The sequence below is a fragment of the Phyllobacterium sp. RCAM01083 genome, from assembly GCF_055685835.1.
The window spans coordinates 1497137-1511632 of sequence record NZ_JBVFZN010000005.1 but is presented as its reverse complement, the minus strand read 5'-3'; the positions used below and the strand labels follow the sequence as shown (position 1 = coordinate 1511632).

The following is a 14496-nucleotide window of genomic DNA, read 5'->3' as shown; positions in this document are numbered from 1 at the left end:
GCGGAATGTTCCGCGAGGTTGGACAGACGATGGCAAAGATCAAAGTCGACGGTAGGGAAATCGAAGTACCGGATCACTACACGCTTCTGCAGGCTGCGGAAACGGCGGGTGCCGAGGTGCCGCGATTCTGTTTCCATGAGCGTTTGTCGATCGCCGGCAATTGCCGCATGTGCTTGATTGAAGTGAAGGGCGGACCGCCCAAGCCTGCCGCGTCCTGCGCCATGGGCGTACGCGACCTGCGTCCGGGCCCGAACGGCGAGACGCCGGAGATTTTCACCAACACGCCGATGGTCAAGAAGGCCCGCGAAGGCGTGATGGAATTCCTGCTGATCAACCATCCCCTGGATTGCCCGATCTGCGATCAGGGCGGCGAGTGCGACCTGCAGGACCAGGCCATGGTCTTCGGTATCGGTGCGTCGCGCTACAAGGAAAACAAGCGCGCGGTTGAAGACAAATATATCGGACCGCTCGTCAAGACGGTCATGACGCGCTGCATTCACTGCACGCGCTGCGTCCGCTTCACCACGGAAGTGGCCGGTATTTCAGAGCTCGGCCTGATCGGCCGCGGCGAAGATGCCGAAATCACCACCTATCTCGAGCAGGCGATGACATCCGAGCTGCAGGGCAACGTGATTGATCTTTGCCCGGTCGGTGCGCTGACATCCAAGCCCTACGCCTTCCAGGCCCGTCCGTGGGAATTGACCAAGACCGAATCCATCGACGTGATGGATGCCGTCGGCTCGTCGATCCGCGTCGATACCCGCGGCCGCGAAGTGATGCGCGTGCTTCCACGCGTCAACGAGGCGGTGAACGAGGAATGGATTTCCGACAAGACCCGCTTCATCTGGGATGGCCTGCGCACCCAGCGCCTCGACCGCCCCTATGTGCGTCGCGATGGCCGCCTGGTTCCGGCAAGCTGGCCGGAAGCGTTCGAGGCGATCAAGGCTGCCGTTGCCAAGACGACCGGCGACCGGATCGGTGCGATTGCCGGCGATCTCGCCAGCGTCGAGGAAATGTATGCGCTCAAGCAGCTCATCACATCGCTCGGCTCCGCCAATATCGACGGACGTCAGGACGGAACGGTTCTGAACACGGCCAATGGCCGCGCCTCCTATATCTTCAATCCGAGCATTGACGGTATCGAAGACGCTGACGCGGTACTGATCATCGGTTCCAATCCGCGCTTTGAAGCGTCGCTGCTCAATGCCCGCCTGCGCAAACGCTGGCGCGCTGCCGGAATTCCGATTGCGCTGATCGGCGAACAGGCCGACCTGCGCTTCAACTACGAATATCTCGGTGCCGGCGCAGATACCCTGGCGGAACTTGCCAACGGGTCGCTGAAATTCCATGCGGTGTTGAAGAAGGCCAAGAAGCCGATCATCATCATCGGGCAGGGCGCGCTCAGCCGTGCGGATGGCAATGCGGTTCTCGGTCTCGCTGCCAAGATTGCTGCGGATACCGGCGCGCTTGCCGATGACTGGAACGGTTTCGGCGTCATTCATACCGCTGCCAGCCGGGTTGGCGCCCTCGATATCGGTTTCGTGCCGGGCGAAGGCGGCAAGTCGGTTGCGCAGATGCAGGGGGCACTCGACGTGCTGTTCCTGCTCGGCGCAGACGAGCTGAACTGGGCCGGCAAGGGCGGTGCCTTCACCGTCTATATCGGCACCCATGGCGATCAAGGCGCACACAATGCCGACGTGATCCTGCCGGGCGCGACCTATACGGAAAAGTCCGGCACCTTCGTCAATACCGAAGGCCGTGTGCAGATGACCAACCGCGCCGCCTTTGCGCCGGGCAATGCCAAGGAAGACTGGGCGATCCTGCGCGCACTGTCCGATGTGCTCGGCAAGAAGCTGCCATTCGACTCGCTTGCCGCCCTGCGCGCAAAACTTTATGCAGAATACCCGCACCTGGCCGTCGTCGACGCCATCCAGGCCGGTGATGCTGCCGACATCAAGAAACTGGCCAATGCGTCGGGCACCGTTGAAAAGACGGCCTTCGTATCGCCGGTCCAAGACTTCTACTTGACCAACCCGATCGCCCGCGCCTCAGCCGTCATGGCTGAATGTTCCGCGCTGGCCAAGGGCGGCTTCAAGCAGGCGGCCGAGTAGGCGGGGAAGAGACTGATATGGAAGATATTTTCGCAACCTACATCCTGCCGCTGCTGATTATCCTCGGAAAATCAGTGCTGATGCTCGTGGTGATGCTGCTGATCATCGCCTACCTGCTTTACGCGGATCGCAAGATCTGGGCGGCAGTTCAGTTGCGCCGTGGCCCGAACGTCGTTGGACCGTTCGGCCTGCTGCAGTCCTTTGCCGACCTTCTGAAGTTCGTGGTCAAGGAACCGATCATTCCGTCCGGCGCCAACAAGGGCATTTTCCTTCTGGCCCCGCTGGTGTCTTCGGTGCTGGCCATGGCGGCCTGGGCGGTGATTCCGGTCAATGAGGGCTGGGCGATTGCCAACGTCAATGTCGGCATTCTCTATGTGCTCGCCATTTCCTCGCTCGAAGTCTACGGCGTCATCATGGCCGGTTGGGCGTCGAACTCGAAGTACCCGTTCCTCGGTGCGCTCCGCTCCGCCGCGCAGATGGTGTCCTACGAAGTCTCCATCGGTTTCGTCATCGTCACCGTTCTGCTCACCGTCGGTTCGCTGAACCTCACGGATATCGTCTTGTCGCAGAAGACCGGTCTCGGCACCATGGTCGGCCTGCCCAATACCTTCCTTGACTGGCATTGGCTCGGCCTGTTCCCGATGTTCGTCATTTTCTTCATCTCGGCGCTGGCCGAGACCAACCGCCCGCCTTTCGATCTGGTCGAAGCGGAATCGGAACTCGTTGCCGGTCACATGATCGAGTATTCGTCAACCGCGTTCCTGCTGTTCTTCCTCGGTGAATATGTCGCCATCACCCTGATGTGCGCATTGACCACGATCCTGTTCCTCGGCGGCTGGCTGCCACCGGTTGACGTCTGGTTCCTGAACTGGGTACCCGGCATCATCTGGTTCATGCTCAAGCTTTTCTTCGTCTTCTTCATGTTCGCCATGGTGAAGGCATTCGTTCCGCGCTACCGCTACGACCAGTTGATGCGTCTGGGCTGGAAGGTGTTCCTGCCGATCTCGCTCTTCATGGTCATCGCCACCGCGGCGTTTCTTAAAATCACCGGCCTGACACCGTAAGGAGAATCAGCATGGCACAACTCGCACAAGCTGCTAAATCGCTCCTGCTGGCGGAGTTCGTCGGCGCCTTCTTCCTGTCGATGCGCCAGTTCTTCGCGCCGAAGGCGACGCTGAACTACCCCTACGAAAAGGGACCGCTCAGCCCGCGCTTCCGCGGTGAACATGCCCTGCGGCGCTATCCCAACGGCGAAGAACGCTGCATTGCCTGCAAGCTCTGCGAAGCGATCTGCCCGGCGCAGGCCATCACCATCGAAGCCGGTCCGCGCCGCAATGACGGAACGCGCCGCACGGTGCGTTATGACATTGACATGGTGAAGTGCATCTATTGCGGCTTCTGCCAGGAAGCCTGCCCGGTGGATGCCATCGTCGAAGGCCCGAATTTCGAGTTCGCCACGGAAACCCGTGAAGAGCTTTATTATGACAAGGACCGGCTGCTCGCCAATGGCGACCGCTGGGAACGCGAGCTGGCACGGAACATCGCAATGGATGCGCCGTACCGGTAACAATTGAGTGGATGGGGCGTCGTCCCGTCCGAGTGCGCGCATGTGTCTTAGGGCAGGGTGCTTCTACCCGCCCGGAACATGCGTTATGAGGCTGCGAATACGCGGAATCTCCGTGAATCGCTTTTAAAATGGCAGAACAGTCTGCCGGAATGGAAATCGGGGGAACCCATGCTGACAGGTATTGCGGCGGCGTTTTTTTATCTCTTCGCCTTCATCACCGTCGCCAGTGCGTTCATGGTGATTGCGGCGCGTAATCCCGTGCACTCCGTGCTGTTTCTGATCCTCGCCTTCTTCAACGCGGCGGGGCTCTTCCTGCTGACGGGTGCTGAATTCCTGGCGATGATCCTTCTTGTGGTCTATGTCGGCGCGGTGGCCGTCCTCTTCCTCTTCGTGGTGATGATGCTGGATGTCGATTTTGCCGAAATGAAGCGCGGCGCGCTGCAATATGCGCCCATCGGCGCGCTTGTCGGCATGATCCTTGCGGTGGAACTGATCGTCGTTCTCGGCGGTTCGGTCTTCACGCCAAGTATTGGCCGCGTAGTCGTTCAGCCGACACCCGATATCGCCACGCGCAGCAATACGGCGGCGCTCGGCGACATCCTCTACACGGATTACATCTACTACTTCCAGATTGCCGGTCTCGTGCTTCTGGTCGCCATGATCGGCGCGATTGTGCTGACGCTTCGCCACAAGGAAGGCATCAAGCGCCAGAACATCTCGCAGCAGGTCGGACGCACGCCTGAAACGGCCATCGAGGTCAAGCAGGTCGAAACGGGCAAGGGTATTTGACAGGAGCGCATGATGGTCATCGGTATTGCACATTATCTGACAGTTTCGGCGCTCCTGTTCACGATGGGGATCTTCGGTATCTTCCTCAATCGTAAGAACGTGATCGTCATCCTGATGTCGGTCGAATTGATCCTGCTCGCCGTCAACCTGAATTTCGTGGCGTTCTCCGCCGCACTGGGTGATCTGGTCGGACAGGTTTTTGCATTGTTTGTCCTGACCGTAGCGGCCGCTGAGGCTGCCATCGGTCTGGCTATTCTCGTCGTGTTCTACCGCAATCGTGGATCGATTGCCGTAGAAGACGTCAACATGATGAAAGGTTGACGGGGGCATGCTGTATCTGGCGATTGTCTTCCTTCCGCTGCTCGGCTTTCTGATCGCGGGTCTGTTCGGCTCGTCCATCGGCGCGAAGGCGAGCGAGTATGTCACCACCGGTCTGATGATCGTGGTTGCGGTTCTCTCATGGATCGCATTCACGACCGTGGCGCTCGGCCATGGCGAGGCGTTCAAGGTTCCGGTCATGCACTGGGTCGAGTCCGGCTCGCTGAGCTTCGACTGGGCCCTGCGCATCGATACGCTGACCGCTGTCATGCTGATCGTCGTCAACACGGTGTCGGCGCTCGTCCATACCTATTCGATCGGCTACATGCATCACGATCCGCATCGGCCGCGCTTCTTCGCCTATCTCTCGCTCTTCACCTTCGCCATGCTGATGCTGGTGACCGGCGACAATCTGGTTCAGATGTTCTTCGGCTGGGAAGGCGTGGGTCTTGCCTCGTACCTGCTGATCGGTTTCTGGTTCAAGAAGCCTTCGGCCAATGCCGCGGCGATGAAAGCTTTCATCGTCAACCGCGTCGGCGATTTCGGCTTCCTTCTCGGTATTTTCGCACTGTTCGTGCTGTTCGACACGGTTCAGTTCGACACGCTGTTCCAGTCCGCCGCCCAGTATCTTCCGGCAGAGGGCGCAGGGGACGGCAAGGTTGTCCTGAATTTCCTCGGCTATGCCCTGGGCAAGCAGGAAGCGATCACGGTTGCCTGCCTGCTGCTGTTCATGGGCGCGATGGGCAAGTCCGCGCAGTTCCTGCTGCACACCTGGCTGCCTGACGCCATGGAAGGCCCGACACCGGTGTCCGCGCTGATCCATGCCGCAACGATGGTGACCGCAGGCGTGTTCATGGTTGCCCGCCTGTCGCCGATCTTCGAACTGTCGCATACGGCGCTGATCGTCGTGACGCTTGTCGGTGCGACGACTGCCTTCTTTGCCGCCACGGTCGGCCTGGTGCAGAACGACATCAAGCGCGTCATCGCCTATTCCACCTGCTCGCAGCTCGGCTACATGTTCGTGGCGCTTGGTCTGGGTGCCTATGGCGCGGCGATTTTCCACCTGTTCACGCACGCCTTCTTCAAGGCCCTGCTGTTCCTTGGCGCCGGTTCCGTCATTCACGCGGTTTCCGACGAGCAGGACATGCGTCACATGGGCGGCCTGCGCAAGCTGATCCCGCAAACCTACTGGATGATGGTCATCGGCACCGTCGCGCTGACCGGCCTGGGTATCCCCGGCACGTCGATCGGCACCGCCGGCTTCTTCTCCAAGGATGCGATCATCGAGTCGGCCTATGCGTCGACCAGCCCGGCGGCAGGCTATGCCTTCATCCTCCTGGTCATCGCAGCGCTGTTCACCAGCTTCTATTCATGGCGCCTGATTTTCATGACGTTCCATGGCAAGCCGCGCGCGTCGCACGACGTCATGCATCACGTGCATGAATCGCCCTATGTCATGCTGGTGCCGCTGTTCATCCTTGCCATCGGCGCGCTGTTTGCCGGCGTCATCTTCCGCGAATACTTCTTCGGCCACGAATATGCCGAGTTCTGGAAGGGTGCACTGTTCACCGGCAAGGAAAACGAGATTCTGGAGCTGCACCACCATGTGCCTGCTCTGGTTGCTGCCTCGCCGTTCCTTGCGATGCTCGCAGGCTTCATCCTGTCCTGGTACTTCTACATCCGCTCGCCGCAGACACCCGTCCGGCTGGCCGAGCAGCACCGCGGCCTGTACCAGTTCCTGCTCAACAAGTGGTATTTTGACGAACTCTACGACTTCCTGTTCGTGCGTCCGGCCAAGGCCCTTGGACGGTTCCTGTGGAAGAAGGGCGATGGCTGGCTGATCGACGGCCATGGTCCGGATGGTATCTCGGCCCGCGTCGTGGATGTCACCAACCGCGTGGTGCGCCTGCAGACCGGTTACCTCTATCATTATGCGTTCGCGATGCTCATTGGGGTCGCCGCACTCGTCACGTGGATGATGCTCGGGAGCAACTTCTGATGACCGACTGGCCAATTCTATCGACTGTTACCTTCCTGCCATTGGTCGGTGCGTTCCTGATCCTTCTGATCCGGGATGACAGTGAATCCGCGCGGCGCAATATCCGCAACGTGGCGCTGTGGACGACGGTCGTCACATTCCTGCTTTCCCTGCCGATCTGGTATTATTTCGACAAGGGCCATGCCGGCTTCCAGTTCGTGGAAAAGGCAGCCTGGCTCGACTCCGGGATTTCCTATCACATGGGCGTGGACGGCATTTCGATGCTGTTCGTCATCCTGACGACATTCCTGATGCCGCTGTGCATCCTGGCCAGCTGGGAAGCCATCCAGAGCCGGGTCAAGGAATACATGATTGCCTTCCTCGTGCTGGAAACACTGATGATCGGTGTGTTCTGCGCGCTGGATATCGTACTGTTCTACGTGTTCTTCGAAGCCGTGCTGGTGCCGATGTTCATCATCATCGGCGTGTGGGGCGGCAAGCGCCGCGTCTATGCCAGCTTCAAGTTCTTCCTCTACACGCTGCTCGGCTCCGTGCTGATGCTGCTGGCCATCATGGCCATGTACTGGCAGGCTGGCACGACCGATATCCCGACGCTGCTGGCCTATCCGTTCCCGGCCTCCATGCAGACATGGCTGTGGCTGGCCTTCTTCGCGTCCTTCGCCGTGAAGATGCCGATGTGGCCGGTGCACACCTGGTTGCCGGATGCGCACGTGGAAGCACCGACGGCGGCGTCCGCCATTCTGGCCGGCATTCTGTTGAAGCTCGGCGGCTACGGCTTCCTGCGCTTCTCCCTGCCGATGTTCCCGGTTGCATCAGCTGATTTTGCTCCCTTGATCTACACGCTTTCGGTTGTCGCCATCGTCTACACTTCGCTGGTGGCGCTGATGCAGGAAGACATCAAGAAGCTGATCGCCTACTCCTCGGTTGCGCACATGGGCTATGTGACCATGGGTATCTTCGCCGCCAACGAGCAGGGCATCCAGGGCGCGTTGTTCCAGATGCTGTCGCACGGTCTGGTTTCGGCCGCACTGTTCCTCTGCGTCGGTGTTGTCTATGACCGTACCCACACCCGCGACATCTCCGCCTATGGCGGCCTCGTCAACAACATGCCGAAATATGCGGTGGTGTTCCTGGTCCTGACCATGGCCAATGTCGGCCTGCCGGGCACCTCGGGCTTCATCGGTGAGTTCCTCACGCTGCTTGGCGTCTTCCGCGTCAACACTTGGGTTGCGCTGTTTGCAACATCAGGCGTGATTTTCTCGGCGGCCTATGCGCTGTGGCTCTATCGCCGCGTCGTGTTCGGCTCGCTGGACAAGGAAAGCCTGAAGTCGCTTCTGGATATGTCGCCACGCGAAAAGCTGGTGGTCTATCCGCTGGTGATCCTCACCATCTTCTACGGTGTTTATCCGATGCCTGTCTTCGATGCGACGGCAAGCTCGGTGCACGCCCTTATCAATCAATACAATAACGCGCTGTCCGCAGCCGCCACACTGGCGCTGAAATAGCAGGAAGAGGCCAAGGCCGATGCAGACCGACATGATTGCCAACCTGACGCTTATGGCTCCCGAACTGCTCATCGCAGTGGGCGCATTGGCTCTACTGATGATCGGGGCCTTCTCCGGTGAACGGGCGAATTCCCTGGTCAACGGACTGGCGGTTGCCGTGCTGCTTGCAGCATTGGCAATCCTCGTTCTCTTCCCGCACGATGGTCACGTCTTCGGCCGTGCCTTCGTTTCGGATCCGTTCGCGCGCTTCATGAAAGTGCTGACGCTGGTCGGCTCGATCGTTGCGCTCGTCATGTCGGTTGGCTTCGCCAAGGCGGAGAAGTTCGACAAGTTCGAGTTCCCGATCCTCATCCTGCTGTCGACCCTCGGCATGCTCTTGATGATTTCGGCCAATGACACCCTGTCGCTCTATCTCGGCCTCGAACTGCAGTCCCTGGCGCTCTATGTCATTGCTGCAATCAACCGCGACAGTGCCCGCTCGACCGAAGCCGGCCTGAAGTATTTCGTTCTCGGCGCATTGTCGTCGGGCATGCTGCTTTACGGCATTTCGCTCGTCTACGGCTTTACCGGCCATACCGGCTTTGCGGGCATTGCCCAGGCGCTGGCAGGCGGCGAGCGTCAGCTTGGCGTCGTGTTCGGCCTGGTGTTCATCTTCGCCGGTCTTGCCTTCAAGATTTCCGCCGTGCCGTTCCACATGTGGACGCCCGATGTCTACGAAGGTGCACCGACGCCGGTGACCGCCTTCTTCGCCAGTGCGCCGAAGATGGCCGCCATGGCGCTTCTGACACGCGTTGCCGTCGAGACGTTCCAGCCGATCACCCATGACTGGCAGCAGATCATCGTCTTCATCGCCATTGCGTCGATGGTTCTGGGTGCATTCGCAGCCATCGGCCAGCGCAACATCAAGCGCCTGATGGCCTATTCGTCGATCAGCCACATGGGCTATGCGCTTGTCGGCCTTGCCGCCGGTACGCAGGTCGGTGTGCGCGGCGTGGCGATCTACATGCTGATCTACCTGATCACGACGCTCGGCGTGTTTGCCTTCATCCTGGCCATGCGCCGCAAGCACGGCAATGTCGAACTGATCGAGGACCTGGCCGGCCTGTCCCGCACCAATCCGATCATGGCGACGATCTTCACCATCCTCATGTTCTCGCTGGCCGGTATTCCGCCGCTCGCCGGGTTCTGGGGCAAGTGGTACACCTTCCTTGCCGCGATGCAGGCCAATCTCTATGCGCTGGCCATCATCGGTATCGTGGCTTCGGTCGTGGGTGCGTTCTACTATCTGCGCATCATCAAGATCATGTGGTTCGACGAACCGGCTGGCGGGTTCGTGCCGGTTGCCGGTGAACTGCGCCTGGTCCTCGGTGTCTCGGGCCTGCTGACGCTGCTTTATGTACTGATCGGCGGACCGGTCAGCACCTATGCGGAAGCTGCCGCGAAAACGTTCTTCTGAGGCCGGGAACCCTGATCAATGGGATTCTCGCTCTCGCCGCTGGCGCAGCAAAACGGCTTCCGGATGGAGGCCTTCGATACGGTCGGCTCGACCAATGCGGTCGCGCTGGAGCGCGCGCAGGCTGGCGATCCCGGACGGCTGTGGATCGTCTCCAAGAAACAGGAAAGCGGGCGCGGGCGTCGCGGTCGCGCCTGGGCCACATCCCACGGCAATCTGGCGGCCTCCCTGCTGCTCACCGGCAATTTCGAGTTGAAGACGGCGGCAACCCTCGGCTTTGTTGCCGGGCTTTCCCTGGCGGACGCGCTTGACGCCGTCTGCCCGCAAGGCGCGGTTTCGGTCGGCGTCGATGGCATCGGTGCCAGCAGGTCGGATTTGCGTGTCGAGCTGAAGTGGCCGAACGATCTTCTGGCCAACAAGGCCAAGCTTGCCGGCATTCTTCTGGAATCGACGCATCTGCCGGATGGGCGGTTTGCCGTCGTCGTCGGCATCGGCGTCAATGTCGTTGCTTACCCCGAGGACGTGCCTTATCCAGCGACATCGCTGAAGCAGCTTGGTGCGGCCTGCGATGCGGAAACACTGTTTCTGGCGCTATCCGATGCCTGGCAGGAAAACAGCCGCATCTGGAACGAGGGGCGCGGGCTTGCAGACATTCGCAAGCGCTGGCTCAAGCGCGCGGCAGGAATTGGCAGTGAAGTTGCCGTGCGGGTCGACGGCTCGGTGCTGCGTGGTATATTCGAAACAATTGACGAAGACTGCCGTTTCGTCATACGCGATAATGATGGGGAACGGGTGAAGATTGCTGCCGGCGATGTTCATTTCGGAGCAGTTGCATCGGCAAGTGCCGGATAGCCGGTTGTAAGGAGTATAAATGGCAAATTCCGATCAGGCAGAGCTCGTGTTCCTGCCTTTGGGCGGCGTTGGTGAAATCGGGATGAATCTGGCCATGTATGGCTATGGCCCCGCACACAAGCGCGAATGGGTGGTCGTCGACATGGGCGTCACCTTCGCCGGACCGGATCTTCCAGGTGCTGATCTCGTTCTTCCCGATATCCGTTTTCTGCAGGCCGAGCGGCACAATCTCAAGGGGATTGTGATCACCCATGCCCACGAGGACCATTACGGCGCCTTGCTCGACCTGTGGCCGCTGTTGAATGTGCCGGTCTATGCGACGCCGTTCACCGCCGGGTTGCTGGAAGCCAAGCGCCAGTCGGAGCCGGGCGCGCCGGATATTCCCGTCACCATTTACCGCGCCGGCGAAAAGTTCAATGTCGGCCCCTTCGAGTTCGAAGCGCTTGCCGTGACCCACTCGATCCCGGAACCGGTCTCGCTGGCGATCAGGACACCGCTGGGCATCGTCGTTCACACCGGCGACTGGAAGATGGACCCGGAGCCGTCGCTGGGACCGCTGATCGATGAGGCCGGATTCCGTGCCCTTGGCGACGAAGGCGTGCTGGCGATGATGTGCGACTCCACCAATGCCTTGCGTGACGGGGAATCGCCCTCCGAGCGGGAGGTCGGCGACAGTCTGCGCGACATCATCGAAAACGCCCGCGGTCGCGTTGCTATCACCACCTTTTCGTCCAATGTCGGACGTATCCGTTCCATCGCCATCGCCGCCCGCGATGCCGGACGCCAGGTGCTGGTGCTCGGCCGCTCGATGAAGCGGATGATCGATGTGGCCAGTGAACTGGGTTATCTCGACGGCATTCCGGAATTTCTCTCCGAAGAGGATTACGGTTTCATCCCGCGCGAGAATATCGTCATCATTCTCACCGGCAGCCAGGGCGAATCCCGCGCGGCGCTGGCCAAGCTTGCCCGCGATGAAATGCGCAATGTGGCGCTGTCAGCCGGCGATACGGTCATCTATTCCTCGCGCACCATTCCCGGCAATGAAAAGCCGATCATCGAGACAAAAAACCTTTTGATCGAGCAGGGCATCCACATCATCTCCGACGATGATCAGCTGGTGCACGTCTCGGGCCATCCGCGCCGCAATGAGCTGAAGCGCATGTATGAATGGGTGCGTCCGCGCATTCTCGTGCCTGTGCATGGCGAAGCCGCGCATCTTGTGGCGCAGGGCTCGCTTGCGGCCATGGCCGGCATTCCCGAGGTGCCGCAGGTGCGCAATGGCGACATTCTGCGTCTGGCGCCGGGCAGGGCGGAGATCATCGATCAGGCGCCGTTTGGCCGCGTCATGAAGGACGGCAAGCTCATCGGCGACGAGGAAGAGGTCGGCATTGTCGACCGGCGCAAGCTGTCCTATGTCGGCCATGTCGCGGTATCGATGCTGCTCGATGCGAAGTACAACATCATCGAGGACCCGGAAATCGTGCCGGTCGGCCTGCCGGAGAACGATCGGGAAGGCGAACTGCTTGAAGACCTGCTGTACGATGCGGCCGTTGGTGCGGTGCAGAGTATCCCGCGTGAAAAGCGCAAGGATTTGGCCATGGTCCGCGAGGCGGTGCGCCGCGCCGTCCGTGCCGCTGCCAACGAGGCCTGGGGCAAGAAGCCGATCGTCACCGTGTTCGTAACCCGCACGTGAGGTCAAGGATGCTTGGTCGTCTGAATCATGTCGCCATCGCTGTACCGGATCTTGCGGCAGCGTCTGCGGTCTATCGCGATACGCTCGGTGCGACACTCACCGAGCCGCAGGTTCTGCCGGAGCATGGCGTGACCGTCGTTTTCATCGATGTCGGCAACACCAAGATCGAGCTTCTCGAACCCTTGAATGCGGATTCGCCCATCGCGGCGTTCCTGGCAAAGAACCCGTCCGGCGGCATGCATCACGTCTGCTACGAAGTGGCCGATATTCTGGCGGCACGAAATCAGCTAAAACAGCAGGGCGCCCGTATCCTGGGTGATGGCGAACCGAAAATCGGCGCCCACGGCAAACCGGTGCTGTTCCTCCACCCGAAGGATTTCAACGGGACGCTGATCGAACTGGAGCAAGTCTGACATGCCCATCGCAACTGGAATGGCGATCTATTTCATCTTCTGGTGGCTGACGCTGTTCACCGTGCTGCCGTTTGGCCTGCGCACCCAGGCCGATGAGGATGATGTCACGCTGGGCACGACCGCCAGTGCGCCGCACAAGCACCGGATGGGACGGGTGTTCCTGATCACCACAGCGATTTCAGCCGTGGTTTTTATCCTCTTCTACATCGTCAACCAGAAGCTTGGTTTCGGCGTCGAGAGCATTCCGGTTTTCTTCCCGCAACTGCATTAGGACTGCGGTCTCGTCCGGCATCCGCACCGTGGTGCATTGTGCGTGGTTCGACAAGCTCACCATGAGGGAGAGTGAGGATTGCAGGGAGCATAATTCTGCAATCTCCGTGCTTGGCATTGCAGCCAAACCACCTTCCTCATGGTGAGCTTGTCGAACCACGCATGACAAGCGTGCAGCCGTCAAAAACCGCTTGTCCGCCGATAGTGCGACGATCTCTTGCCAAGGCAGCCCTGACAGATGCCGAAAATGCTGCCCATGCATGCCGCCAGCCGCACCAGCGCTTCGCCGCGCGTGAACGGCGCCGCAACGGCGTAGCTGCACAGTTTGAACACCCGAATCGCCAGCGAGCCGGGGATGCGCAGCAAGGTCAGCGCACGTTGCTGGTCGAGCTTCCGGCAGGTTTCAACCGAACTGCTGTCCCGGTCACGGCGGAAATGGTAGCCGAGGGTCAGCCGGTCCATCGGCACGGTTTCATAGGCAATGGCATGCGGCGTCCAGCCGGTCCTGGCGCCGAGTTTTTTGGCTTCCCTGTACAGGCGCCAGTCTTCCCCGCCGGCCAGATCAAGCGTATCGTCGAAACGTAGCCCCGTCCGGTCAAAGAAACTCAGCCTACCCATCCAGCTGCCGGTTGCCAGCAGAATCCTGTGCGCTTCGTTGCGCTGGCACCGCCGCCGGGCCTTGCGTTCGCTGTCCATGCCCCTGCGGTTGAGACCGGCCCAGACCAGTTGCGCGGAAAACGGCGCGTCGGCGGAAATCGGCGCGGCGCGCACGGGGGAGCCGACGATATCGAGCCTTGAGGCATCCAGTTCCGCCAGCAGTTCAATCAGCCAGTCGGGTTCCACCCGTTCATCATCATCGGCAAATGTCATGAGATCGTGATTGCCGGCCAGGGCGCATGCCAGCGCATGGTTGCGGGCACGGGCAATCCCGAGGCGCGGTTCCACCTCGTACTGAACCGTCCATTGCGGCACGAGCGCCCGGAAATGCGCGATGACATCGTGCAGCGTTGCCTTCTCATTGTTCTCGACGATGAGGAAATGCAACTCGACACCCTGGGGTACGCCCATGGCGGCATAGGACTGCAACAGGTTCTGCAGCATGAACGGACGATTACGTGTAATCGTGCTTATGCATATGCTGCGCTTGCCGGGCTGAGCCGCGCCGCGTGTGTGAATTCCCATGGTTCGTCCCCGAACATTGTAACGTCGCTGATGTGCCAATCCCCGCGCCTGGCACACTGATCCTGCGACGCCAATTTAACAGGCGAAGATGAGCTGAACATTGCGACATTGGTCTAAGATCGCGCTGCGGGGATGAGACGACATCGCGCGAATCGACGCCGGCATCATCGTGCCGTTGCGGATCTTCCGGATGGTGGGGTTGAAGGGAAATATCCCGTCAGCTGTGCAGGCTGGTCGGGGTGAAGCCGCATCTGCCTGCCGCCCAAGTAGTTGCAAAATAGAACTGAAGCAACGTGATCGAGACGCGGCAGTCTGTGCAACCACCTTTAAGTTTATTTGATAAG

General features: G+C 60.3%; 13 protein-coding genes. 12 read left to right on the top strand and 1 reads right to left on the bottom strand.

Going from position 1 to position 14496, the window contains the following annotated elements; translation table 11 throughout:
• Window positions 1-29: 29 nt before the first annotated feature.
• The 12 genes from nuoG (at window position 30) to ACZ25R_RS14030 (ending at window position 12971) form a co-directional block, all read left to right on the top strand.
• Complete coding sequence (gene nuoG, locus ACZ25R_RS14085) at window positions 30-2111, top strand: NADH-quinone oxidoreductase subunit NuoG (protein WP_472461303.1); 2082 nt, start codon at window positions 30-32, stop codon at window positions 2109-2111.
• Between the two features lie 17 nt (window positions 2112-2128).
• The gene (gene nuoH / locus ACZ25R_RS14080) at window positions 2129-3175 is read left to right on the top strand and encodes an NADH-quinone oxidoreductase subunit NuoH (protein ID WP_223615188.1); all 1047 of its coding nucleotides are present in this window, start codon (window positions 2129-2131) and stop codon (window positions 3173-3175) included.
• Between the two features lie 11 nt (window positions 3176-3186).
• Window positions 3187-3678 carry an NADH-quinone oxidoreductase subunit NuoI gene (gene nuoI, locus ACZ25R_RS14075; RefSeq protein WP_091883764.1) on the top strand — a complete coding sequence of 164 codons (492 nt, stop codon included), beginning with the start codon at window positions 3187-3189 and terminating at the stop codon, window positions 3676-3678.
• Between the two features lie 168 nt (window positions 3679-3846).
• Window positions 3847-4467 (top strand): NADH-quinone oxidoreductase subunit J, encoded by a 621-nt coding sequence (locus ACZ25R_RS14070; RefSeq protein WP_426137162.1) that lies wholly within the window; start codon window positions 3847-3849, stop codon window positions 4465-4467.
• 12 nt (window positions 4468-4479) lie between these two features.
• Entirely contained in the window at window positions 4480-4788 is a 309-nt protein-coding gene (gene nuoK / locus ACZ25R_RS14065; protein WP_091883761.1) for an NADH-quinone oxidoreductase subunit NuoK, read from the top strand.
• Between the two features lie 7 nt (window positions 4789-4795).
• The gene (gene nuoL, locus ACZ25R_RS14060) at window positions 4796-6784 is read left to right on the top strand and encodes an NADH-quinone oxidoreductase subunit L (protein ID WP_223615186.1); all 1989 of its coding nucleotides are present in this window, start codon (window positions 4796-4798) and stop codon (window positions 6782-6784) included.
• Window positions 6784-8289 carry an NADH-quinone oxidoreductase subunit M gene (locus ACZ25R_RS14055; protein WP_472461302.1) on the top strand — a complete coding sequence of 502 codons (1506 nt, stop codon included), beginning with the start codon at window positions 6784-6786 and terminating at the stop codon, window positions 8287-8289. Before nuoL ends, ACZ25R_RS14055 begins: the two co-directional genes overlap by 1 nt.
• Window positions 8290-8308: 19 nt before the next feature.
• Complete coding sequence (nuoN, locus tag ACZ25R_RS14050; RefSeq protein ID WP_463011330.1) at window positions 8309-9745, top strand: NADH-quinone oxidoreductase subunit NuoN; 1437 nt, start codon at window positions 8309-8311, stop codon at window positions 9743-9745.
• Window positions 9746-9763: 18 nt separating this feature from the next.
• Window positions 9764-10594: a biotin--[acetyl-CoA-carboxylase] ligase gene (locus ACZ25R_RS14045; protein WP_346306064.1), complete on the top strand. Its 831-nt coding sequence runs from the start codon at window positions 9764-9766 to the stop codon at window positions 10592-10594.
• Window positions 10595-10613: 19 nt separating this feature from the next.
• Window positions 10614-12287, top strand: a complete 1674-nt coding sequence (locus ACZ25R_RS14040) for a ribonuclease J (RefSeq protein WP_223615182.1) — start codon at window positions 10614-10616, stop codon at window positions 12285-12287.
• Window positions 12288-12295: 8 nt separating this feature from the next.
• A complete protein-coding gene (mce, locus tag ACZ25R_RS14035) occupies window positions 12296-12700 on the top strand; it encodes a methylmalonyl-CoA epimerase (RefSeq protein WP_223615181.1) in 405 nt (134 codons plus the stop codon).
• 1 nt (window position 12701) lies between these two features.
• Window positions 12702-12971: a DUF1467 family protein gene (locus tag ACZ25R_RS14030; RefSeq protein WP_223615180.1), complete on the top strand. Its 270-nt coding sequence runs from the start codon at window positions 12702-12704 to the stop codon at window positions 12969-12971.
• Between the two features lie 179 nt (window positions 12972-13150).
• Here the strand turns inward: ACZ25R_RS14030 and ACZ25R_RS14025 are convergent, their stop codons facing one another.
• The gene (locus tag ACZ25R_RS14025) at window positions 13151-14152 is read right to left on the bottom strand and encodes a glycosyltransferase family 2 protein (protein ID WP_472461301.1); all 1002 of its coding nucleotides are present in this window, start codon (window positions 14150-14152) and stop codon (window positions 13151-13153) included.
• Window positions 14153-14496 lie beyond the last annotated feature (344 nt).

What these genes read in the sequence shown, in the direction of transcription:
- nuoH (WP_223615188.1), top strand. Translation starts at nt 2,129, where the DNA reads ATGGAAGATATTTTCGCAACCTACATCCTGCCGCTGCTGATTATCCTC.
- ACZ25R_RS14030 (WP_223615180.1), top strand. Translation starts at nt 12,702, where the DNA reads ATGCCCATCGCAACTGGAATGGCGATCTATTTCATCTTCTGGTGGCTG.
- ACZ25R_RS14070 (WP_426137162.1), top strand. Translation starts at nt 3,847, where the DNA reads ATGCTGACAGGTATTGCGGCGGCGTTTTTTTATCTCTTCGCCTTCATC.
- ACZ25R_RS14040 (WP_223615182.1), top strand. Translation starts at nt 10,614, where the DNA reads ATGGCAAATTCCGATCAGGCAGAGCTCGTGTTCCTGCCTTTGGGCGGC.
- ACZ25R_RS14055 (WP_472461302.1), top strand. Translation starts at nt 6,784, where the DNA reads ATGACCGACTGGCCAATTCTATCGACTGTTACCTTCCTGCCATTGGTC.
- nuoI (WP_091883764.1), top strand. Translation starts at nt 3,187, where the DNA reads ATGGCACAACTCGCACAAGCTGCTAAATCGCTCCTGCTGGCGGAGTTC.
- ACZ25R_RS14045 (WP_346306064.1), top strand. Translation starts at nt 9,764, where the DNA reads ATGGGATTCTCGCTCTCGCCGCTGGCGCAGCAAAACGGCTTCCGGATG.
- ACZ25R_RS14025 (WP_472461301.1), bottom strand. Translation starts at nt 14,152, where the DNA reads ATGGGAATTCACACACGCGGCGCGGCTCAGCCCGGCAAGCGCAGCATA.
- nuoN (WP_463011330.1), top strand. Translation starts at nt 8,309, where the DNA reads ATGCAGACCGACATGATTGCCAACCTGACGCTTATGGCTCCCGAACTG.
- nuoG (WP_472461303.1), top strand. Translation starts at nt 30, where the DNA reads ATGGCAAAGATCAAAGTCGACGGTAGGGAAATCGAAGTACCGGATCAC.
- nuoL (WP_223615186.1), top strand. Translation starts at nt 4,796, where the DNA reads ATGCTGTATCTGGCGATTGTCTTCCTTCCGCTGCTCGGCTTTCTGATC.
- mce (WP_223615181.1), top strand. Translation starts at nt 12,296, where the DNA reads ATGCTTGGTCGTCTGAATCATGTCGCCATCGCTGTACCGGATCTTGCG.
- nuoK (WP_091883761.1), top strand. Translation starts at nt 4,480, where the DNA reads ATGGTCATCGGTATTGCACATTATCTGACAGTTTCGGCGCTCCTGTTC.